Origin of the sequence: Aeromonas sp. ASNIH5 (assembly GCF_002902865.1) — a bacterium.
In the GTDB taxonomy this organism is placed as follows: Bacteria; Pseudomonadota; Gammaproteobacteria; order Enterobacterales; family Aeromonadaceae; genus Aeromonas; species Aeromonas caviae.
Genome location: NZ_CP026122.1, coordinates 81,142 through 102,368, shown reverse-complemented (window position 1 = coordinate 102,368; position 21,227 = coordinate 81,142). Strand labels below are relative to the sequence as shown.

At 56.8% G+C, this 21,227-nt stretch carries 22 protein-coding genes; 14 read left to right on the top strand and 8 right to left on the bottom strand.

The genetic code is table 11. The annotated features are described in order from the left end of the window. Window positions 1-42 precede the first annotated feature (42 nt). Both C2U30_RS00450 and C2U30_RS00445 read left to right on the top strand, forming a co-directional pair. Window positions 43-765, top strand: a complete 723-nt coding sequence (locus C2U30_RS00450) for a substrate-binding periplasmic protein (protein WP_041215870.1) — start codon at window positions 43-45, stop codon at window positions 763-765. A 280-nt stretch (window positions 766-1,045) separates the two neighbouring features. Continuing rightward, the gene (locus tag C2U30_RS00445; RefSeq protein WP_029314742.1) at window positions 1,046-1,324 is read left to right on the top strand and encodes a hypothetical protein; all 279 of its coding nucleotides are present in this window, start codon (window positions 1,046-1,048) and stop codon (window positions 1,322-1,324) included. A 102-nt stretch (window positions 1,325-1,426) separates the two neighbouring features. On the opposite strand, the gene C2U30_RS00440 is transcribed toward C2U30_RS00445, so the two are convergent. Together C2U30_RS00440 and C2U30_RS00435 are read right to left on the bottom strand one after the other, a co-directional pair. Next, complete coding sequence (locus tag C2U30_RS00440; protein ID WP_039041204.1) at window positions 1,427-1,714, bottom strand: hypothetical protein; 288 nt, start codon at window positions 1,712-1,714, stop codon at window positions 1,427-1,429. An 85-nt stretch (window positions 1,715-1,799) separates the two neighbouring features. Continuing rightward, on the bottom strand, window positions 1,800-2,858 hold the full coding sequence (locus C2U30_RS00435; protein WP_103242923.1) for a sensor domain-containing diguanylate cyclase: 1,059 nt from the start codon (window positions 2,856-2,858) through the stop codon (window positions 1,800-1,802). Between the two features lie 1,888 nt (window positions 2,859-4,746). Here C2U30_RS00435 and C2U30_RS00430 point away from each other — a divergent pair. The 3 genes from C2U30_RS00430 to C2U30_RS22555 are packed head-to-tail and all read left to right on the top strand — an operon-like array spanning window position 4,747 to window position 7,762. Continuing rightward, on the top strand, window positions 4,747-5,835 hold the full coding sequence (locus C2U30_RS00430; RefSeq protein ID WP_103242922.1) for a DUF262 domain-containing protein: 1,089 nt from the start codon (window positions 4,747-4,749) through the stop codon (window positions 5,833-5,835). Beyond that, complete coding sequence (locus C2U30_RS00425) at window positions 5,835-6,935, top strand: AAA family ATPase (RefSeq protein ID WP_103242921.1); 1,101 nt, start codon at window positions 5,835-5,837, stop codon at window positions 6,933-6,935. Before C2U30_RS00430 ends, C2U30_RS00425 begins: the two co-directional genes overlap by 1 nt. Beyond that, window positions 6,932-7,762: a hypothetical protein gene (locus tag C2U30_RS22555; RefSeq protein ID WP_158654764.1), complete on the top strand. Its 831-nt coding sequence runs from the start codon at window positions 6,932-6,934 to the stop codon at window positions 7,760-7,762. The genes C2U30_RS00425 and C2U30_RS22555 overlap by 4 nt, the downstream gene beginning before the upstream one ends. Before the next feature lie 163 nt (window positions 7,763-7,925). On the opposite strand, the gene C2U30_RS00420 is transcribed toward C2U30_RS22555, so the two are convergent. The 3 genes from C2U30_RS00420 to C2U30_RS00410 all read right to left on the bottom strand — a co-directional run bounded on the left by C2U30_RS00420 (window position 7,926) and on the right by C2U30_RS00410 (window position 11,348). Further along, on the bottom strand, window positions 7,926-8,933 hold the full coding sequence (locus C2U30_RS00420; protein ID WP_233721021.1) for an IS481-like element ISAs19 family transposase: 1,008 nt from the start codon (window positions 8,931-8,933) through the stop codon (window positions 7,926-7,928). A gap of 23 nt (window positions 8,934-8,956) precedes the next feature. Further along, window positions 8,957-10,518, bottom strand: a protein-coding gene (locus C2U30_RS00415) for an IS3-like element ISAs20 family transposase (protein WP_103242920.1) whose coding sequence is annotated in 2 segments (ribosomal slippage) — window positions 8,957-10,056 and window positions 10,056-10,518 — 1,563 coding nt in all. Because the reading frame shifts where the segments join, the coding sequence is not laid out codon by codon here. A gap of 164 nt (window positions 10,519-10,682) precedes the next feature. Next, window positions 10,683-11,348, bottom strand: coding sequence for a hypothetical protein (locus C2U30_RS00410; RefSeq protein WP_233721019.1), 666 nt, complete (start codon window positions 11,346-11,348; stop codon window positions 10,683-10,685). A 95-nt stretch (window positions 11,349-11,443) separates the two neighbouring features. Between C2U30_RS00410 and C2U30_RS00405 the strand changes: the two genes are divergently transcribed. The 3 genes from C2U30_RS00405 to C2U30_RS00395 all read left to right on the top strand — a co-directional run bounded on the left by C2U30_RS00405 (window position 11,444) and on the right by C2U30_RS00395 (window position 13,141). Then, window positions 11,444-11,689: a lysozyme inhibitor LprI family protein gene (locus C2U30_RS00405; RefSeq protein ID WP_103242919.1), complete on the top strand. Its 246-nt coding sequence runs from the start codon at window positions 11,444-11,446 to the stop codon at window positions 11,687-11,689. Between the two features lie 88 nt (window positions 11,690-11,777). Beyond that, window positions 11,778-12,982, top strand: a protein-coding gene (locus tag C2U30_RS00400) for an IS3 family transposase (RefSeq protein WP_103243716.1) whose coding sequence is annotated in 2 segments (ribosomal slippage) — window positions 11,778-12,096 and window positions 12,096-12,982 — 1,206 coding nt in all. Because the reading frame shifts where the segments join, the coding sequence is not laid out codon by codon here. 72 nt (window positions 12,983-13,054) lie between these two features. Continuing rightward, on the top strand, window positions 13,055-13,141 hold the full coding sequence (locus C2U30_RS00395; protein ID WP_324761771.1) for a hypothetical protein: 87 nt from the start codon (window positions 13,055-13,057) through the stop codon (window positions 13,139-13,141). A gap of 251 nt (window positions 13,142-13,392) precedes the next feature. Here the strand turns inward: C2U30_RS00395 and cysS are convergent, their stop codons facing one another. Further along, window positions 13,393-14,769, bottom strand: coding sequence for a cysteine--tRNA ligase (gene cysS / locus C2U30_RS00390; protein WP_103242918.1), 1,377 nt, complete (start codon window positions 14,767-14,769; stop codon window positions 13,393-13,395). Between the two features lie 191 nt (window positions 14,770-14,960). On the opposite strand from cysS, the gene C2U30_RS00385 reads away from it, so the two are divergent. The 6 genes from C2U30_RS00385 (at window position 14,961) to acuI (ending at window position 19,077) form a co-directional block, all read left to right on the top strand. Beyond that, window positions 14,961-15,458 (top strand): peptidylprolyl isomerase, encoded by a 498-nt coding sequence (locus tag C2U30_RS00385; RefSeq protein ID WP_010675220.1) that lies wholly within the window; start codon window positions 14,961-14,963, stop codon window positions 15,456-15,458. Beyond that, window positions 15,448-16,134, top strand: coding sequence for a DUF4269 domain-containing protein (locus tag C2U30_RS00380; protein ID WP_103242917.1), 687 nt, complete (start codon window positions 15,448-15,450; stop codon window positions 16,132-16,134). Before C2U30_RS00385 ends, C2U30_RS00380 begins: the two co-directional genes overlap by 11 nt. 13 nt (window positions 16,135-16,147) lie before the next feature. Beyond that, window positions 16,148-16,873, top strand: coding sequence for a UDP-2,3-diacylglucosamine diphosphatase (lpxH, locus tag C2U30_RS00375; protein WP_103242916.1), 726 nt, complete (start codon window positions 16,148-16,150; stop codon window positions 16,871-16,873). A gap of 128 nt (window positions 16,874-17,001) precedes the next feature. Next, the gene (locus C2U30_RS00370) at window positions 17,002-17,250 is read left to right on the top strand and encodes a GlsB/YeaQ/YmgE family stress response membrane protein (RefSeq protein WP_010675223.1); all 249 of its coding nucleotides are present in this window, start codon (window positions 17,002-17,004) and stop codon (window positions 17,248-17,250) included. 155 nt (window positions 17,251-17,405) lie between these two features. After that, window positions 17,406-18,041, top strand: a complete 636-nt coding sequence (gene acuR / locus C2U30_RS00365; RefSeq protein ID WP_103242915.1) for an acrylate utilization transcriptional regulator AcuR — start codon at window positions 17,406-17,408, stop codon at window positions 18,039-18,041. Between the two features lie 52 nt (window positions 18,042-18,093). After that, the gene (gene acuI, locus C2U30_RS00360; protein WP_103242914.1) at window positions 18,094-19,077 is read left to right on the top strand and encodes an acrylyl-CoA reductase (NADPH); all 984 of its coding nucleotides are present in this window, start codon (window positions 18,094-18,096) and stop codon (window positions 19,075-19,077) included. 162 nt (window positions 19,078-19,239) lie between these two features. Here acuI and C2U30_RS00355 read toward each other — a convergent pair whose 3' ends face one another. Together C2U30_RS00355 and C2U30_RS00350 are read right to left on the bottom strand one after the other, a co-directional pair. Then, on the bottom strand, window positions 19,240-19,713 hold the full coding sequence (locus tag C2U30_RS00355) for a DMT family transporter (protein ID WP_103242913.1): 474 nt from the start codon (window positions 19,711-19,713) through the stop codon (window positions 19,240-19,242). A 14-nt stretch (window positions 19,714-19,727) separates the two neighbouring features. Further along, complete coding sequence (locus tag C2U30_RS00350; protein ID WP_233721017.1) at window positions 19,728-21,212, bottom strand: amidohydrolase family protein; 1,485 nt, start codon at window positions 21,210-21,212, stop codon at window positions 19,728-19,730. Between the last annotated feature and the right edge of the window lie 15 nt (window positions 21,213-21,227).

The following is a 21,227-nucleotide window of genomic DNA, read 5'->3' as shown; positions in this document are numbered from 1 at the left end:
GTCCCCCTTCGCAGACTGGTCGCCTGCGCCGCCCTCGCGGCCATGGTCTGGGGCACTCCCGCGACCCAGGCCAGCCCGGCGCTCGCCAGCCTGCACTACCTCACCGAAGAGTACAAACCCTACAACTTCACCGGGGAGGATGGCGCCCCGACCGGCTTTGCCATCGACCTGCTGCACCTGGTGTGGCAAAAGACCGGCACCCCTGTCCAGCCCGTCAGCATCCTGCCCTGGGCCAGGGGTTACTACCTGCTGACCCAGAAACCCAATGTGGTGCTCTTCTCCACCGCCCGCACCGAGGCGCGCAATCCCCTGTTCAAGTGGGCCTGCCCCATCGGCTATGCCGAGATAGTGCTGATGGGGCTCGCCAGTCGCCCCCTGACCTTGACCCGCCTGGAAGATGCCCAGCGCTACACCATAGGCGCCGTGCGATCCGACGTGGGGGAGCAACTGCTGCTCAACGCAGGCTTCGACGAGCAGAAGATCATGACCGCCAACCGCCTCTCCCAGGCCCTGCGCATGCTCACCTCGGGCCGGGTCGATCTGGTCTCCAGCAACAAGTCCACCCTGCTGGATCTCATCAAGACCCAGCAGCTGGATCCTGCCCAGTTCGAGGTGCGCTGGATGTTGAGCTCCGAGCAGTACTGTTTCGCCTTCAGCCACCCGGTGGACGATGCCCTGGTCAGGGAGTTCCAGCTCGGCCTGACCCAGGTGCTGGCCAGCAGCGACTTCCAGCAGCTCCAGCACAAATACTTCCCCTCCCCCTGACCCCTTCCCCCGCCGGGGCCGCCAAGGCCCCGGCCCGCCTTTGAGCCAGCGCACGAAACCCGTTTAATGTTCGCCACTTGCAACGACAAGGGGTGACGCAGACCGCCTCGGGTCCGTAATATAGGGCGCAGGAGCCTGTTGGCCCCTTTTTCACGGCAAGGGGCAGGGCGCACGGTGGCAGCGACAGTCAGGGGCGGCAGCGTGCCCGCTGGCCGCCTTCATCGGGCAGCGCCGCGCTCACGCCCTTCCCCGCCATCTCTCCGATCTCTTGGGAACACACATGCACAACACAGCGAAATGGTTGATGAGTCTCTCGGTCTGCGCCCTTCTGATGGCCTGCGGCGGTGACAAGACCACCGGCAAGGCCTGTCTCGGGTCAAACAACGACACCCTGGTGGAGGGGATGCAGGACAAATGCAAGGCGGGGGACATTGTCGCCACCAAGCACCCGGCCTATTTCTGCGATTTCAACTACGCGGTCACCTTCAACAGCTACAACTCCGCGATTTGCGTCTACTCCGGCGGTCTGAAACCGGAGAGAACCACGGAAAAATCATAACTGGCGACCCATTTGCCCCGTCTGACACGAAGAGGGCGGCAGGATATGTGGTCAATGCCCGGGCGGCGGTGCCGCCCAGGCCATCCGGGGGCGGCTTCGCCCCTATTTCACCCGCATCAGACGGTGATGCTGCCCGGCGCACTCGAGCTGGAGCACCTGGGATCGGGCCATGGCTTCCACCCTGGCCAGCATCTCGGCGCTGTAGCCCTTGCGGCGCATCCATTGCAAGGGCTCCTCAAAGCCCCCTTCGTTGACCACGAAGGTATCTGTGTAGGACTCCTTGACGATGCTGACCACCCAGATGCGCTGCTGAAACTCGCAGAGTCCGGCCACCAGGGTGGCCGCCCGCCCGGCCAGGGCGCGCACACGGCGGGCAAGAAGATGAACCATGGTATGGGCTCCGAACTGATAAAGGGAAAACAGACTGGCACCCGGGTGGACGCGCCCCCCTGTGCCCTCTCAACCCGCCCCGCTCCTATCGCGGGGCAGACACCTGACTGGAAGGGGGCGGGTTACCGCCCTCCCCTGCGGCCCGGCGCTCGCGCTTGACCGCATACATGCTCGCATCGGCCCGGTTCAGCGCCTCCTCGACGCTGACCTCGGCCGGCATCACGGCCACCGCCCCCACGCTGGCACCGGGATAATGGATCACCTTGTCCCCCACCGGCAGTGACAGCACGCTGTGCTCGAACAGGCGCTGGCGAAACGCCGCCACCGCTACGTCCAGCGTGTCGGCGTCCGGGAAAGGCCCCATGCCCACGGCCACGAACTCGTCCCCCCCAAAGCGGGCCAGCAGATCGCCGCCGCGCAGGGTCTCGCTCAGTTGCCGCGCCATGGCGGTGAGCAGCCTGTCCCCCGCCTCGTGGCCATGCTCGTCGTTGATGGCCTTGAAGCCATCGAGATCCACAAAGGCGATGAGCACCGGATGCCCCGCCCGCTCCGACAGGGAGAACAAGCGGGTGAGCTCCAGCATCAGGGCGCGGCGGTTGGGGAGCCCGGTGAGGGGGTCGGAGAGGGCCAGGCGCGAGAGCTCGTCGTTGGCCTGCTGCAATTGCCGCAGCAGTTGCTCCCGCTCCACCTGTTCGGCAATCAGGTGCGCGAAGAAGGCGATGAGCTGCTGCGCCCCCGCCACCGCGGGCTTTTGTTCGGTACTGGCGCCGCACAGGGTGCCATAGAGGGAGCCGGTCGAGGTGCGCACCGGGCTGCTCAGATAGGAGCGAATGCCGAGCTCGCTGGCCGCCTGGGAGTCCCCCCACTGGGCGGCGACGTCGTCGGTGTAGCCAATCTCATCGTCGATGGCACGGCGACACAGGGTATCGCTCCACTCCACCGTCATCCCCTCGGGGATCTGCAGCCCGGCCGCATTGCGGGCAAACAGAACATGCTGGCTGCTTTGCCCGAGGTCAATCTCGGTGAGATAGGTCGACTCCAGCCCGGTCACAGACTCCAGCATCTCCAGCAAAGGGCGGGTCAGGCTCTCCAGATCCCGCGCCTTGATCACTTGCTCCGAGAGCGCCAGCAATAACTTGTCCATGCCTACCTCCACAACTGCGTGCATGTAATTGGCGACCACCTTAGCCAACTCGGGGCGGGCCCGACAAGCAGGAGACCGCGATTGACCGGGGGAAAGATCGATTTGTTCACATTTTGGCATAACCGGCCCCCAAGCGGCGTCGCCATGCGGAACACAGGGACACAACCCTGCCCTCGCCCCTGGGTGCCGGCTCGATTCCCGCCGCGTATTCGCCCACGGTAATCATCCCCTCGCCCCTTGAGGGGAAAGGGTCAGAGGTCACTCACCGTCATTGGGCATGGCTACGCCGTAGGGTCGGTAGGGTCGGTAGGGTCGGTAGGGTCGATTAGCGAAGCGTAATCGTCCGCGGTAACCATCCCCTCTCCCCTTGCGGGAGAGGGTCAGGGTGAGGGGGTCGGTAACGTCATTGCCTGGCGAATGCCGCCCCACGCCTCAATGGCACGGCTTCGCCATTCAGGACGCGAGGATGCCATCCTCGACGGGGTTTCGCCCGCCAACCTCGGCGACTTCGGTTTGATCCCCTCTCCCCTTGCGGGAGAGGGTTAGGGTGAGGGGTCGGTAACGTCATTGCCTGGCGAATGCCGCCCCACGCCTCAATGGCACGGCTTCGCCGCGCAGGACGCGAGGACGCCGTCCTCGATGGGGTTTCGCCCGCCAACCTCGGAGACTTCGGCTTGATCCCCCTCTCCCCTTGGGGGAGAGGGCTAGGGTGAGGGGTCGGTAACATCATTGCATGGCGAATGCCGCCCCACGCCTCAATGGCACGGCTTCGCCGTGCAGGACACGAGGACGCCGTCCTCGACGGGATTTCGCCCGCCAGCCTCGGAGACTTCGGTTTGATCCCCTCTCCCTTTCGAGAGAGGGCTAGGGTGAGGGGTGGGTAACGTCATTGCCTGGCGAATGCCGCCCCACGCCTCAATGGCACGGCTTCGCCGCGCAGGACGCGAGGACTCCGTCCTCGATGGGGTTTCGCCCGCGAGCCTCGGCGACTTCGGTTTGATCCCCTCTTCCCTTGGGGGAGAGGGTTAGGGTGAGGGGTCGGTAACGTCATTGCCTGGCGAATGCCGCCCCACGCCTCAATGGCACGGCTTCGCCGTGCAGGACACGAGGGTGCGGCCCTCGACGGGGTTTCGCCGCCGCTGCGCGGCTTGGCGAGTGACTTTTCTTTGCGTGGCCAAAGAAAAGTCACCAAAAGAAAGGCCACCCCCACTTGTTCGCCCTCCTGCGTCGGGTTCCCTCGGTTCCCCCGTTTGTCCCACGGCACGCGCCGATGGGCCATCCATGGCCCAGCGGCGCTCGCTCGGCGTCCTGCCTCGCGGCCTGGATAAACGGGCTCACCTCGGCGAACAACAGGGGGAAGTACCCAACCCGCAACACCGAGGCCAGTTAATTGACCATGGCCTTGTGTTTGCGGGGTCAGGGTCGGGAGGGCTGTTCTCTCAGAGCCAACCCCTCGCCCACCCCATGGCGAGACCAGATTGTCGCACCTATGCAACAGACATCATCGACATGGTTGCATAGGTGAAAGAATCATGGCGGGTACAGCTGCAAGCGGCAGATATTCCTATCGGGAAACGGCTTTATATTGAAGACCCGATAGTGAGAACTCCACCGTTATAACACCTTATTTCTCGAAGGTCCGATTACGCTTCTCTAAGCGAACCAACGGCCATAAAGAATTTGCAAAGACTTTACACTCAAAACTAACTCACACTACCAATTCATTATTTAGAGAATAACCATATTTAATATGTTAGTCATATGGGCTCAGAAAAAGAGAGGTCAAGTAACATGTCAACACATATACTTTACCCTCTCGATTTTACTCTTAGACATGATGTATAATAGACAATATTTATACTCATATGGCATGCAATCAGAGGGATAAATGCAAAACTATCATTCTATTTTTGATTCCACCAATGAAAAAACTCTGCTTGATTTTTCACTATCAGATATCAATATCGGCAAAGAAAATTATAGCTGCGACCAGCTGTTAGAAATGCTAGCAAACAACGAAATAAATCTTGACACGATTTTTCAAAGAAAAAAAGGACTTTGGTCGCCATCTCAAAAAGGCCGTTTTATAGAGTCAATGATGCTTAGGTTTCCGATTCCGCCACTGTACTTTAATGTCTTATATAAAGATGAAAAAAAAGAATTCCCTTTTTGGGAGGTAATCGATGGCTTACAGCGTCTTTCCACAATAGATGAATTTGTACACAAAGGCCTTGTACTTAAAGGACTTGAATTCTATCCAGAATTAAATGGTAAGAAATTTGAAGAGCTTCCTCGCCATTTAATAAGAACTTTTAAATCATGCCAACTACAATTACATCTTGTCTTTCCCAACACTCCAACTCAGGTAATTAGACGGATTTTTGAAAGAATAAATACTACAAACCTCAAGTTAACCGATCAAGAGGTTCGCAATGCGATATATCAAGGATATATAACAAAATTATTGAAAGATGATGCAATTTATTTATCAAATTTTAAAATACCAACTAATGATAATCGATGCAGTACGCAAGAGTTAGTTCTTAGATTTTATTCATTTTATTGCTTTGGCATAGAGAAATATACAGACACTGATCGCCTAGATGAGTTTTTAGATAAATCAATACGTGCTCTCAACGAATTTGAACGGGCGTCATTAGATATGATCTCTGAAAAATTTAAAGATGCCATAGATAAATCATATTTATTACTTGGCGATAGTGCATTTAGAGGCATAAAAAATAGATTTAACCGTTCTCTTTTCGAAGTAATCACGGTTTCAATCGCAAACCTAAGTGATGATGAGTATTCACAGGCAATACAAAAATCGGAAAAAATATCAAATGATTATATTCAGTTAGCAAGTGGAAAAAGCGATTCAAGATTCACCAAATCAATATCTAACGCAACATCTCGAGAAGACAATGTCAAGTATAGATATAGCACAATCAAAAAACTCATTAAAGGATCACTGTAATGATCAATCACATTAAAATTAATAATTTCAAATCATTCTCTTCCGAAAGCATTAATTTTGGCAAGATAACACTATTGACCGGTCTGAATAGTTCCGGTAAATCAACTGTTATTACATCACTCTTACTTCCAATGCAGATGGATGATAACGTCCTTAATATGAACTCTGATTATTTCCAGCTAGGAACTTTTGGGGATATATTACATCAGTGGGCAAATACTGATGAACTTAAAATTGAATACTCTACATCAGAAGGCGACTCATTCTTGCTATTCAAGTATAATAGCGTACTTGAAAATGAATCCCAAATTACTTGTGACGCATCCAGCAACTTAAATTTAATCACCTACCCAAACATCGTTTATATCTCAGCTCAAAGAATAGTTCCAACATTATATTATGAACGAAGCAATATAACCTCTAAAAACAATACATCCGACATTCATGGTTCAAACTCAATTTCATTGCTTGCTGCAAAAAAAAATAATCAAATAGAAAATAAACTAATGCTTCATAATGAGGCAGATAAATATACATCAGGAAAATTAAGCTTGATATCCAATATTAATGCGTGGATGAATAAAATATCTCCTGGTGTAACATTGAATGCGGAAACTCTATTTAGAGCAGGAATCTCGACATTAGAGTTTGGCTACAAAAATGAAAGCATAATGAGACCAGTAAGTTGCGTTAACGTTGGTTTTGGATTGACGCATGTTCTTCCAATAATATTAAATGGTTTGCTAACAAAACCTGGCGATATATTTATAGTAGAAAATCCAGAAGCGCACTTACATCCCGCAGGGCAAACTCATATGGGTTTATTCCTTTCAAAACTAGCATCTTCTGGTGTTCAAGTCATCATAGAAACTCATAGTGACCATATATTTAATGGCATTAGACTATCAATAAAAGATAAAATATTATCCCATGATGACGCGAAATTCATATTCTTCGATAAGCGTTCAGAAGGTGAGGGCTCAACACTTAACATTCAATCTAAAATGCATGAAGTGCTAGTTTCAGATAGTGGCAAGTTAATAAGTGCGCCTGTAGGTTTTTTTGATGAATGGGAAGAGTCTCTCTATAAACTACTATGATTAAAATATTCATTAACACAGACTCTATCACCGAAGACGCTGGTGATTTAAATGTAGATGAGATCTTGATAGATTTTGCCAAAAGAATGCGAGGATTAAGACTTATAGTTGGCGATTTTAATTTGGCAGGCTTTGTCGAAAATGTACATAACATTACTTTGAAAAATCATGTTTTGAAAGAGCACATAAAATCATGCCCCGATTACGAGGCAAGGGGTTTATTATTATCAAAAATTTTTAGCTTTGAAAGAATAGATAATACAGAACATATTGAAAATATACTTAACACCCCAATTTCATTGTCATTCCAGACACATGAAAAATACAATGAGTGTGACATAACAATTGATGGAACAGCATTTAAAAACTATCCATGTTACTATACAGGCACTCTTTCATCTCGAGTGACACGAGGTGAGATTCTATATGACTCTATAATATCTGGACACACTGACCCTGTAACCAGCAATAAAGAAAATTATTATTTGCAGTCTTCATTTGCATATTTACTATACAATGAAAGCTATCATACCGCATTCACTGAAGTTACTCGAACATCAAATCCTGAAAAACGCTCGTTAATAGCATCCACGGCTGATTTTATTGCCAGAATAAATGGATTCTCTAAAGATCAGACACTAATAAATAAGAACAGAGGGTATACGATATACTCTAAAAAACATACTGATTATTATTTATCCGTTGATTTTCTACATGGTTGCTTTGAAGTTTTAGGTATGAATGGAAAGCATATTTGTGAAATTAATTTCAAAGATGAGTTAACTTCTGAAAGAGATGAATCAGGAAGCCATGACATTCATACATAGACCAAATCATCTTCCCTAAAATAAATTTAATCTTTGAGCTGAAATTTTTATTTCTATTCCCAAACACTTTTTCACTCAGGCTAAAAAACTATTTCCCCAACCCCTTGCACTGTTTGTACAGATCTAGTTATCACCTGACACCGGCCTCAAACCGGTGTCTTGTTTACGCTACTTTAGTGCGCACTTCCTTCGGTATCAATTTCAGACCCTTTTTGAACATGCTGTAGGGAGTCTGTCCTTCCATCATCCTGCCTTGATGTGGCCGCTGGGTGTTGTAGTGATCCAGATAGCTGTCCAGGTCTGTCTGCATCTGCTCTACCGACTCATACCAGGTTGTCCTCCCCTTGATACGGAAGTGTTCATCCAGCAGGGTGCGATGTAGCCGCTCGATAAAGCCGTTGCTCTGCGGCCTGCGTACCTTGGTGGTCCGGTGCTCAATCCCCTCCAGTTGCAGGAACAGCTCGTAGGGATGATGGTCAGGGCGGCCGCAGAACTCGCGCCCGTTGTCCGACAGGATGGTATAGACCCGCGCCTCATGGGCTTCGAAGAACGGCAATACCGTTTCATTGAGCACATGAACCGAGGTCACCGGCAGCTTGCTGGTGTAGAGCCGTCCCCAGGCGTGGCGGCTGTAGCAGTCCAGTACGGTTTGCAGATACACCTTGCCCACCCCCTTGAGTGCGCCGACGAAGAAGGTGTCGACCGCCACCAGTTCCCCGGTGTAGTGGACCTCAATCTGGCGTTCGCGAAACTCGGGGCTGAAGCGTTCTAACAGGCGAATCTGCTCGTCATTGAGCTCAATGGTCTGCTCCCGGTGGGTTTTCTCGAGGCGCAACAAGCGGTCGTGTTTGGAGAGCAAGTCGTGACGTTGCCACACGCCACGCACACCACCCGCACTGACATTGATGCCTTGCAGAGCCAGTTCTTGGGCGACCCGCAGCGGGCCATGAGTTGGTCTGGTGAGGGAGTAATCGAGGATGGCCTGTTCAATCTCAGGAGCGACCCGATTGGGATGAGCCCCTTTACACCCGGGCAATTTGTCGAGCAATCCCTCGGCGCCATAGGTCTGGTAGTTACGGCGAATTTCGTAGAACTGCTGACGGCTGTAGCCGATGAGCTTGCAGGCTTTGCTGACATTATTGAGCTCTTTGGCGAGCTCGGCGTTTTTCAAGATAGTTGTCGCGCAAAGCTGTTTTAAGCAGCCTCTTTCTGCTCCGGCTCGGGTTTCTCGGGCCGCTCCGGATTTAGCATCACGGCACCGATAGGTGTCCAGTCTCGCGTCTTGCCACTCCACCTCGCTGGGTGTTGTGCTCGGGCGGCCTGGTACACAGCATCCCGTTTCGCCAGCAGGGCTTTATCGTCACCCCGATGCCGCTCGTTGGGTGTGACGAAGCGGATACGGCTATGCCGGTGCTCTTCGTTATACCAGGCCATAAAGTCGCGCACCCACTCCCTGGCCGCTTCCAGACTGGCAAAGCCGTCTGATGGCCACTGCGGACAGTACTTCAGCGTCCTGAACAATGACTCCGAGTACGGATTATCGTTGCTGACCCGAGGCCGTCCCCGCGAGGGCGTGACACCCAGGTCATGCATCTTGGTCAGCAGCGTGACTGACTTCATTGGCGCGCCGTTGTCCGAGTGCAAGACCAGCGGCTGCTTCCAGCACTGCTCGCGGATGATGCTCCGTTGCAGCAACGCCGCCGCCCGTTCACCGCACTCTTGCTCATGCACTTCCCAGCCCACCCCTTTGCGGCTGTAGATGTCCTCTATCAGATAGAGGTAGTAATACTGGCCGCGCACGAGTGACGGCAAGTAGGTGATATCCCAGGACCACACTTGATTGGGCCCAGTCGCGGTATGGCTGGTTGGTACCGGCACATGACGCGGTGGCTGGCTCCGGCCACGCCTGTGCTGCTGGTCAGCCGCCAGCAAGATGCGATAGAAGCTCGACTCACTGGCCAAGTAGCGCCCCTGGTCGGCCAGCCGTGGCACAATTTGACTCGGCGGCAACGAGGCGAACTCCTGGCTATTGCAGACGTCCAGCACGGCCTGCCGCTCCTCTGGGCTCAATGCATGAGCAGGTATGGAACGAACCGCATCCGGTCGCCTATCGGCACTCAGCTCAGGCCCGGCCAACCAGCGCTGGAGCGTGCGCAGACTCAGCCCCAACACCTCGGCCGCAGGATGCTTGCGGGCGCCAGCTTCAAGCGCTTCGCGCCACCATGCAACGTATTGCTGCCGCTCTGGCAACGAGGTCAGTTGTCCTCGTCGACGTTGCTCCAGTAGGCATCGAGCTTTTTTTGCAATATCAGCAGAGCTGCCGCCTCGGCCAGGGCCTTGTCTTTGCGCCGCAGCTCTTGCTCCAGTTGCCGGATACGCTTCTTGTCCGCTTTGGCCTGTGCCTTCTCCGCCTGTTGTAAGGTACGAGCGGATTGCTGGCCCAGAATACAGGCTTGGCGCCATTGCTGGACTTGCTCGGGATAGAGACCCTTACGGCGGCAGTACTCACTGAGTTCAATCTCGGAAAGCGCAGCGGTTTCCAGCACGACGGCGAACTTGGCCTCGGCGGGCCATTCATCGGTCAGTTTGTTGTCCCCGGGCACAGGAGACCCTCCGTCTTTGGCGTGTTTGCGCCAATTATACAGAGTGACCTCGCTGATGTTTTCCTGCCGAGCCAACTCGGCCACCGACATATTGATGGGCGGCAGCAGCTTCTTGAGCAAAGCAGCCTTGCGCTCACTTGAATAACGAGCCATTCGACACTCTTTATCCGCCCCCGGTCTTCACATTTAGATTATTCAGATTAGGCGACAACTATTCTGACACCGGGGGAGCTCTAGCAGGCTGAGTTTGCGACGTGCTACTTTCTCGTTGGTGGTCATACGGTGACTCCGGATAACACGGTAGGGGTACCGTTTTGTTATCCGGTTTGAAGCCGTATGACCACTCCCTTTTGTGGGCAACTGTCAGGTGAATACCATCTCCATACACACTGTTCTCCTCCTGCGGCGGGATAGGCGGTGAGCATGTCGTAGAGAGCGGCGCGCAGGCTGCCGGATTGGCAGAAATCGCAGTTGCCGCCAGCGTCGATATCGGTGATGCGGGTGCCTTGCGGCCCCTCCTTCATCAGATAGGTGCTGACAAAACGGTAGGTGCCGCTGGGGGCGTCGAGCGGGGTGCCCGGCTCGCCAAAGGTGAAACGCACCTTGACCTCGCTGCGATCCCGGCTACCGTCGATGGCGTGCGACGAGAGGATCTCAGAGCCCAGCAGGTGATCCCAGGCATTGGGCAGGAAGGGGTTGCCCTCGACGAAGGGGGGCTTCTCGTCCGGAGCTTCGCGGGTGGCTATCTCGCGCGCCTTGGAGGCAGCATTAAGCAGGCAGAGCAGCTCGGGGGAGACGATGCCTGGCAGTGCGCCGCCGAGATCGCTCTGATAGAGGCCGCTCGGTTTGACTTGGCGCTCCCAGACCAGAAACTCGGCCACCTTGGCCCGTACTTGGGCCTGCATATCGGGGGCAGTGGCGGCCACAGACAGCCCGGACACCAGCAGAGGCAGGGCCAGAAACGGCCCCCAGTTCAACTTCATGACGTCATCTCCTTGTTATTCTTGAAAAACAGAGCCGCCATCGGGCCGGTTTATGCCGTATATTGGCCCTCTCCCGACCACAAAGGAACTGCCTCTTGAGACCCTATCCCGCCCTGCTGCTCTTGCTAGCAACCACTGCCGTTCAGGCCGAACAGGATTGTACTGCGCCGGTGACACAAACCGACATGAACATCTGTGCGTTTCAGGATTACCAGCGAGCCGATGCCAAGCTCAATGCCGCCTATAAAAAGCGGGTTGCCTCCCTGGAGAAGGCACAGCTGGAGAGGCTGAGAACTGCGCAACGGGCCTGGATCGCCTTTCGCGATGCCCAGTGCCGTTAGATTGGCCCCTTGAAGATCCAGACACTTCGCCCCTCTTAATTTAAGAGGTAGTCTTGGAACTATGTTCAGTACTAGTCGCAACGAGAAAATGGTCGAAGTGTTAACAGGGGCTGAGCGCCGTCGACGCCGGACTCCGCAGGAAAAGATCTCCATCGTGCAGCAGACCTTTGAGCCCGGAATGACCGTATCTCATGTCGCTCGCTTGCACGACGTCAACGCCAACCAGCTTTTCAAATGGCGTAAACAATTCCAGGAAGGCTCTCTCACGGCGATCACCGCCGGTGAGGATGTTGTTCCAGCCTCCGAGTTGGCTGCTGCCATCAAGCAGATCCGAGAGCTCCAGCGTCTGCTCGGGAAGAAGACCATGGAGAACGAGATCCTCAAAGAAGCCGTGGAGTATGGTCGAGCAAAAAAATGGATTGCGCATGCGCCCTTGTTGCCGGGGGACGACGATTAAGTGCTGTGAGCCAGGCCCTTAATGTATCGCGTGCGCAGCTATCCGTTCGTGTTCATCGCAAACCAGGTTGGCAAGATGGTCGTCATCATCGCCAGCGTGATGATGCAGCCTTACTTGGCCGTATCATGGAGGCGATGGCAGAACTTCCCTCCTATGGCTATCGCCGGGTCTGGGCGCTGTTACGGCGTCAGTCAGAGGCAACAAGACAGCCTGTAGTAAACGCCAAACGGGTATATCGCGTCATGAGAGAGCATGGCCTGCTGCTGGAAAGAAAACCGGCTGCACCATTGGCCCAGCAGGCACATAAGGGGCGTGTTGCCGTCAAAGATAGCAATCGACGTTGGTGCTCGGATGGCTTCGAGTTTCGCTGCGATAACGGTGAAAAACTACGAGTCACGTTCGCCATGGACTGCTGCGATAGGGAGGCGTTGGACTGGGCTGCCAGCACCGGGGGTTACGACAGTGACACGGTGCAAGATGTCATGCTGAGATCTGTCGAACGACGCTTCGGGGATGCGTTGCCGGCATCACCGGTGGAGTGGCTGACTGATAATGGCTCGGCGTATCGAGCCCATGAGACCCGCGCGTTTGCACGAGAAATCGGGTTGGAGCCCAGAACGACGGCGGTGAGAAGCCCACAGAGCAACGGTATAGCGGAGAGCTTCGTGAAGACGATGAAGCGAGACTATATCGAGATGATGCCGAAACCAGATAGCCGAACAGCGGTAGGCAATTTGGCCATCGCGTTTGAGCATTATAACGAACACCACCCGCACAGCGCCTTGGGATACCGTTCACCTCGGGAATTTCTGCGCAGTCGGGTATCACAACCCTAAGCGGGAAAAAGTGTCTGGATCTATGGGGTCAAATCCAGCCGTTACGAGGCCGGCGTCTATGAAGGGGGATCAATGGCGCCCATGGTCCACAGTAGTTGTCTCACCCAGTTGACCGAGACGCGCACCAAAGACCTGAACACACTGCCGGACCAGCCATGATCAGAGGCGCCAACCAGGTCAGGTAGGAACTGGGGGCAAGCAACAGACGGCTTGCAGGCACTCCGGTGAGTCATGATGCGAGCCCCCCTCACCCTGACCCTCTCCCCCAAGGGGCGAGGGGATCAGACCGAAGGATGCCGAGGCTTAAGAGGTGTCGAGGGAAAAGCCACAAACAAAAACCGCAGCCCAAGGGCTGCGGTTTTTTTATTAGGTAAACCTGTTGGCACTAGGCACCAACAGGGCCACCGCCCTTAGGCACGGCGCCAGCTGGTTTTGCCGGCGCTGTCTTCCAGCACGATACCCATCTCGGTGAGACGGTTACGGGCGGCATCCGCCGCGGCCCAGTTCTTGTCGGCGCGGGCCTGATTGCGCTCGGCGATCAGGCGCTCAATCTCGGCGACCTCTTCATCCGCTTCATCACCCTTCAAGAACGCATCCGGATCCTGTTGCAGGATGCCGAGCACGGCACCGAGCTCGCGCAGACGGGCACCGAGGCCGGCGGCGACAGCGATGTCTTCGGCCTTCTGGCGGTTGATCTCGCGCACCAGGTCGAACAGGGCGGAGTAGGCTTCCGGGGTGTTGAAGTCGTCGTCCATGGCATCAACGAAGCGAGCCACCTGCTCGTCGCCACCGGCAGCGGCCGTCGTCGGCAGATCGCGCAATGCGGTGTACATGCGCTCCAGGGCGGCGCGGGCTTGCTTCAAGTTATCTTCCGAGTAGTTGAGCTGGCTGCGGTAGTGACCGGACATCAGGAAGTAACGGACGGTTTCGGCGTCGTAGTGGGCCAGCACATCGCGGATGGTGAAGAAGTTGCCAAGGGATTTGGACATCTTCTCTTTATCCACCATCACCATGCCGCTGTGCATCCAGGTGTTGACGTAGTCGCCGCCGTGGGCGCAGCAGGACTGGGCTATTTCGTTCTCGTGGTGGGGGAACTGCAGATCGGAGCCGCCGCCGTGGATGTCGAAGTGGTTGCCAAGGTGCTTGGAGTTCATGGCGGAGCACTCGATGTGCCAGCCAGGACGGCCCGGGCCCCAAGGGCTTTCCCAGGTCGGTTCGCCTGGCTTGGACATCTTCCACAGCACGAAGTCGAGCGGGTTGCGCTTGGCATCCACCACGTCGACACGGGCGCCGGCCTGCAACTGCTCCAGATCCTGGCCCGAGAGCTTGCCGTAGTCGGCGTAGGACTCGACGATGAACATCACATCGCCGTTGTCCGCCACGTAGGCGTGCCCTTTTTCCAGCAGGGTTTCAACCAGGGCGATGATCTCGCCGATGTGCTGGGTGGCGCGGGGTTCGATGTCCGGACGCACCATGCCGAGGGCGTCGAAATCCTGGTGCATGTCGCCGATGAGGCGCTCGGTGAGATCGTCACAGGTCACGTGCGTTTCGGCGGCGCGCTTGATGATCTTGTCGTCCACGTCGGTGACGTTGCGCACATAGGTGAGGTCGTATCCTGCATAACGCAGGTAGCGAGCGACGACGTCGAAGGCGACGAAGGTACGGCCATGGCCGATATGACAGTGATCATAGATAGTGACGCCACACACATACATGCCCACCTTGCCCGGGTGGATAGGTTTGAATTCTTCTTTTTGACGAGTGAGTGTGTTGTATATCTTCAGCATCTTATAACCACTGCCTGTGAGTAAAATGGCCTGCCATTCTAACCGCATCCGGTATAGAAAACGAGGCAGAAAAAGCCCCCTCTCCCCCCTGCCATCTATGCCGCAGGGCCTTGATGGGCTAGAATTGCCACCACTTTATGCCATACACCTGCGGGCACCTTGCTGCCCGCGTCAAAATGAAAGGACAACTCATGGTTACTCTGCACACCAACCACGGCGACATCACCCTGACCCTGAACGCGGAAAAAGCCCCGGAAACCGTGGCCAACTTCCTGCAATACTGCCGTGACGGTCACTACGACAACACCATCTTCCACCGCGTCATCGACGGCTTCATGATCCAGGGCGGCGGCTATGCCCCGGGCTTCGAAGAGAAAGAGACCCGCGCTCCCATCAAGAACGAGGCGGCCAATGGTCTGTCCAACAAGGTCGGCACCATCGCCATGGCCCGCACCATGGAGCCGCACTCCGCCAGCGCCCAGTTCTTCATCAACGTGAACAACAACGACTTCCTGGACTTCAAGTCCGCCACCACCCAGGGCTTCGGCTACTGCGTGTTCGGTGAAGTGACCGCCGGCATGGACGTGGTCAACAAGATCAAGGGCGTGAAGACCGGCAACTACGGCCGCATGCACCAGGACGTTCCGACCGAAGACGTCGTCATCACCAAGGTGACCCTTGCCGAGTAATCCCTGCCGGCCAGGCTCTGATACCACTGCGGCCCCGGCCGCAGTTTTTCCATCTGCCGCCCCCAACTGGCGCCGCCTCGACTATCTGGCCCAGGGCAACGAGCGTCAGCGCTCGGCCCACGCCCTGCTGAGCGGCGGCCTGTGGGATGAGCTTGGCCCCCTGTGCAACGATCTGGCTCTGGTGAGCACGATCGCCATCGGGCTGGATAGGCCCGGCAGCGATCTCGACATCCTCTGCCAGCATCCGGCCCCGGCCTTCCTTGCCGCGACACTGGCAGCACAAGGCTGGCAGGTGCGAAGCAAGGGCGAGCAGGTCTGGATCGCCGAGCAGCGACGCCACGGGCCAGATGGCCAGTGCTGGCCAGTCGAGCTCTACCTCACCCCTGATCCCCTCGAGGCGTGTCATGGCTGGCGCCACCTCAGCCTGATGGCCGCCCTGCTTGAGCGCTTTGGCGCCCCCTTCCACCGGGAAGTGCTGCGCCTGCGTGTTGATGAAGGGCTCAAGGGGGAAGCGGCCATGTGCCGCCTGCTGGGTCTGTCCGGCGACCCTTACGAGGCGTTGCTGACCCTGGAGGGCGTCAACCTTGCGGGGCTCTGCTGCCCTTCCCTCCCCCACCCGCTCGACGAGCAAGGTCACAGGCCTTGTCCGCACCCAGGCGGGACTCTCTTACCATGATGCCCAGGAACTCATGAGCACCCTCTTTATCAGTGACATTCACCTCAGCCAAGGCAGGCCCGACATGACGGCGGCCCTGGTGCGCTTTCTGGCCGAAGACGCGCCCGGTGCCGACGCCCTCTATGTGCTGGGGGATCTGTTCGAATTCTGGATTGGGGACGACGACCCCAACCCGCTCCACCGCGAGGTGGCCGATGCCTTTCTCGCCCTGAGCCAGCAGGGGGTGCCCCTCTATTTCATTCACGGCAACCGCGACTTCCTCTTGGGGCGCCAGTTTGCCAAACGGGCCGGCATGACCCTGCTTGGCGACCCCTGTGTCATCGAGCTGTACGGCGAGCGGGTGCTGCTGAGCCACGGGGATCTGCTCTGCACCCGGGATGAGGGCTACCAGAAGTTTCGCCGCATCACCCAACAGAAGTGGCTGCGCTGGCTCTTCCTGCGCCTGCCGCTCTCGCGCCGCCAGGCCATCGCCCACAAGATGCGCGGCCAGAGCCAGATGGAGAATGCCCACAAGAGCCAGATCATCATGGACGTGACCCCGGAGGCGGTAGACGAGATGCTGCGCCAGCACGGCTGCCGCCTGATGATCCACGGCCACACCCACAGGCCCGCCATCCACGACTTCACCCTGGATGGGCGTGCGGCGCGGCGCATCGTGCTGGGGGACTGGTTCGAGCAGGGGTCGGTGCTGGTGTGCTCCCCCGCCGGGCAGCGCCTCGACACCCGCGCGCTCGGCTGAGGCCCTCTGCCTGCCATGGTCATGAGCGAGTCTCATATGACCGTTTCTGACTCACGCCGTGCTGTGGCGGGATACAAGCAGGATCCCTGCATATACTCTGGTTCTCTGCACATAACGAGGAGATGACCATGGGATTTCTTACTTGGGTGGTACTGGGGCTGATCGTCGGCATCCTGGCTAAATGGATCATGCCGGGCAAGGATGGCGGCGGTTTCTTCATGACAGTGATCCTGGGGGTGGTCGGTGCCATGGTGGGGGGCTATGTCAGCACCCTGCTTGGGATGGGAACGGTCACCGGCTTCAACCTGCCGAGCATCATCATCGCCACCGTTGGCGCCCTGATCGTGCTGTTTGTCTACAACAAGCTGCGCAGTTGAGACCCAGCCACCCATCGATGCGAGGGCGCCTGTGGCGCCCTCGCTGTTTTCTGCCCCGCTGGCTCCATCTTGCCGCGACCACCCGATCTCATCCCCCGAGCCTTAGCCCGGCGCCGGGCTTGCATCATTTCTAGTAGAGGCGTCTAATAACCCCCATGCCAACCAGCGACGCTCTGCCCCGCCGCCCTCGCGGCCGCCCTGCCCAGCACGGGCACACCTATGCCGACACCCGGGATCTGTTGATCCGCCGGGGCATGGAGCTGCTGACCGAACAGGGCATCGCCGCCACCTCCATCGAGCGGGTGTTGCAGTCGACCGGGATCCCCAAGGGCTCCTTCTATCACTACTTCGCCACCAAGCACGACTTCACCCTGGCGGTCATGGATGCCTATCACCACTACTTCTGCCGCAAGCTGACGCGCTATCTGGAGGATGAGAGCCTGCCCCCCCTGGCCCGCCTTGTCGCCTTCGTCGACAGCGCCTGCCGGGGCATGACCCGGTTTGCGTTCCAGCGGGGCTGTCTCGTGGGTAACCTGGGTCAGGAGGTGGTGCAACTGTCCCCCGAGCTGCGCTTGCGCCTCGAGCAGATCCTCCTCGACTGGGAGGCGCTGCTCGCCCGCTGCCTGAGGGATGCCGTGACGGCGGGGGAGCTGCCCCCTGAATGTGACTGCCCTGCCCTCGCCCATCAGTTCTGGATCGGCTGGGAAGGCGCCGTACTGCGCGCACGCCTGGTGGGCGATACCGAGCCCATGCTCTCTTTTCTCCGCTTTTTCATGACCTTGGCCAAATAGATTTTTTACGAAGATTAATAGTCAGCCAGTCCAATTAATGGGAGTAGACAAGATGTTCAACGGTATTCTGATCGAGAAAGACGAGGCGGGTTATCGCGCCAGCTACCAGAGCCTCTCCGAGGAGATATTGCCTGCCGGGGATGTGACCGTGGCGGTACAGTGGTCTTCCCTCAACTACAAGGATGGCCTGGCCCTCACCGGCGCCTCCCCCGTGGTACGCCGCTTCCCTCTGATCCCCGGCATCGACTTTGCCGGTACCGTGCTGGAGAGCCAGCATCCCGACTGGCACCCCGGCGACAAGGTGGTGCTCAACGGATGGGGCGTGGGCGAGACCCACAGTGGCGGGCTGGCAGAGCGGGCACGGGTCCGGGGCGACTGGCTGGTCGCCCTGCCTGAGCGCTTCCAGCCCCGGGACGCCATGGCCATCGGCACCGCAGGGTACACCGCCATGCTCTGCGTGATGGCGTTGGAGAAACACGGCATCACCCCCGGTGACGGTGACATTCTGGTGACGGGCGCCAACGGCGGTGTGGGCAGCGTGGCGATCACCCTCCTGGCCAAGCTGGGCTATCGGGTCGTGGCCGCCACCGGGCGGCTGCACGAGGCCGACTATCTGACGTCCCTCGGCGCCGCCGAGGTGATCGATCGCGCCGAACTGGCCACGCCGGGACGCCCGCTGGGCAAGGAAAGCTGGGCCGGCGTCATCGACACCGTCGGCAGCCACACCCTGGCCAATGCCTGCGCCACTACCCGCTACGGCGGCGCCGTGGCCGCCTGCGGTCTGGCGGGAGGGATGGACTTCCCCTCCACCGTCATGCCCTTCATCCTGCGCGGCGTCACCCTCTATGGCATCGACAGCGTGATGGCACCGCGCCCGCTGCGTCAGCAGGCCTGGGCCCGACTGGCCGAGGATCTCGACCTGACCCGCCTCCATCTCCTCACCCGGGAAGTGCCCCTCTCCCAGGTCGTGACCCTGGGGGATGCCTTCCTGGCAGGCCAGGTGCGCGGCCGGATCCTGGTCAATGTCCAGAGGTGATGACTGACGCGATATGAGCCGGCTCGCCTGACTAGGTCAGGCGAGCCTCTTTGTGTCCCCCTATTCAGGTCATGGAACTGAGCCGGGATGCAAACCCCATCAGCAGAACGCCTGCCCCGGGGCAGACGTTCGTGAAGGTCAAAACATCAGAAGGCCGCTTCATCAGTGCATAAGGCGCTCAGCTAACCGATCACCGAACAACATGATGACGAGCCCGGTCAGCATGACCAGCATTCCACCCAGCTTTATCAAAGATACCGGACGCTGGATGGTGCCAAGCAGACCAAAATGGTCGATGACCTGGGATGAGAGCAACTGTCCGACGATGGCCAACCCAAGCAGGGCTGAAAACCCGATTTTCGGTGCGAGCACGACATAGCTGAACAGCGCGCAAGCACCGATCAGGCCGCCAGCCAGACTCCACAGAGGCTGTGATGGAATGGCCGCAAGCGAGGTGAATAATCCGCCACGCAGCAGCGAGAAGACCCCGAGGCTGAATGCACCGGCCGCGAAGGAGAACAATGCGGCGGTGACCGAATCGCCCCCGAGTCCTCGTGCCAGCTGGCTATTCAGAGTTGTCTGCAGCGTGATCCCGAGACCTGCGGCAAAAGCAATGACGTAATACAGTGTGCTCATGGGTTGCATACCTGTCAGTGTGCCTGTGCCAGCGGCAGGAAGGCGTCAGCAAAAATGTCAGGCTCATACCCGGCGGCGGCAAACAGATGCTCACGGGACTCATCAATGGCGGCGCGAAGGCGCGTGCTGTCTACGCCAAGCACCTTGCCATGCTGCTTGACGATGCGCCCGCCAATAATGACGGTATCAATGTTGCTGCGCTCTGTCGCATGCACCACGGTGCCAAAGGCATTGCCGGACGGGTAGAGGTTGATGTCGCCAACATTGATCAGAATGAGATCCGCCTGTTTTCCTGGCGTCAGGCTCCCTACCTTGTCCAGCAGCCCTGCACAGGCAGCACCATCGACAGTCGCCGATTTGAGAAGTTGGGCAGCCGGCAGCGTGGTCAGCGAGTGGTCGGAGCCGCAGCAGTGCTGCTGATGCATGCCCATCACCCGTTGCAGGTAAAATGCCACGCGCATTTCCATAAACATATCAGTGCTGTAAGAGGTTTCATTGTCGACGCTGAGGCCAGGGTTGATGCCATGACGCTGCGCCGCCTGGATGGCAAACATACCGTCCTCGATGCCATAGTGCGCATCGGAGCGCGGGCAGACATTCACCCGGACACCGGCTTCTCGCAGGATCTTCCATCCCTCATCTGGCAGTGACGTACAGTGATTGAAAATATTGTCCGGGCCGAGCAGACCGCGCCGATGCAGTGACTCCAGCTCAGACGCCATAAAAGAACCAAAGAATTCCGTGACGATCGGCAGTTCCAGCCTGCGAGCCTCGGCCCACAATGCAGGCTCCAGCTGGGCCATGACAGCAAGGGAAACCAGGCTCTCTGGGTTGTCCTTGAAATATTTCTCTTGCAGGCGTTGCCAGTTACCCGGCCAATGAGCCTTGTCCCATTCCCCCGATACCGGTGCGCCGGAGGCGTGTATGGCACGGATCCCTGCATCCAGCAGGGCCTCGACGGCGGCGTCCGAATGGGCTGCGGTGCGGCTGTTATGAGAATTGTCAATGACGGTGGTGATGCCTGCATCAATGCAGCCCAGTGCCGTCAGCAGGTTGCCGATATACATATCGGCAGGGCGATAGTACTTGGCGAAAGAGAAGTGCGTGGCGTTGCTGTAGTCTTCCAGACAAGTGGCATTCGGATTGATGCGGCGCAGTTGTCCCTCCCAGGAGTGGCGATGAGAATCCACCATCCCAGGCATGGCGATCATGTTCGTAGCATTGATGATACGGGCACCATTCGCCTCCAGATCCTCGCCTATGGCCGTAATGGTTGATCCACTGATCAGAATGTCTCCACGTTCAATGTTACCCACGCTCTCATCCATGCTGAGGATCGTGGCCCCCTTGATCAAGATTGAATCTGGTATTACATCTTGATTATTAACAATATTTCTAACGTATCCGGTCATTTCAAGAGCCTCTTTTCTAGCCAATGGCAAAAAGATACGGCACTCTATTACCCTGAAAAAGATGACCAAACTGTTTTCATAATTCATGATTTTCGAATAATC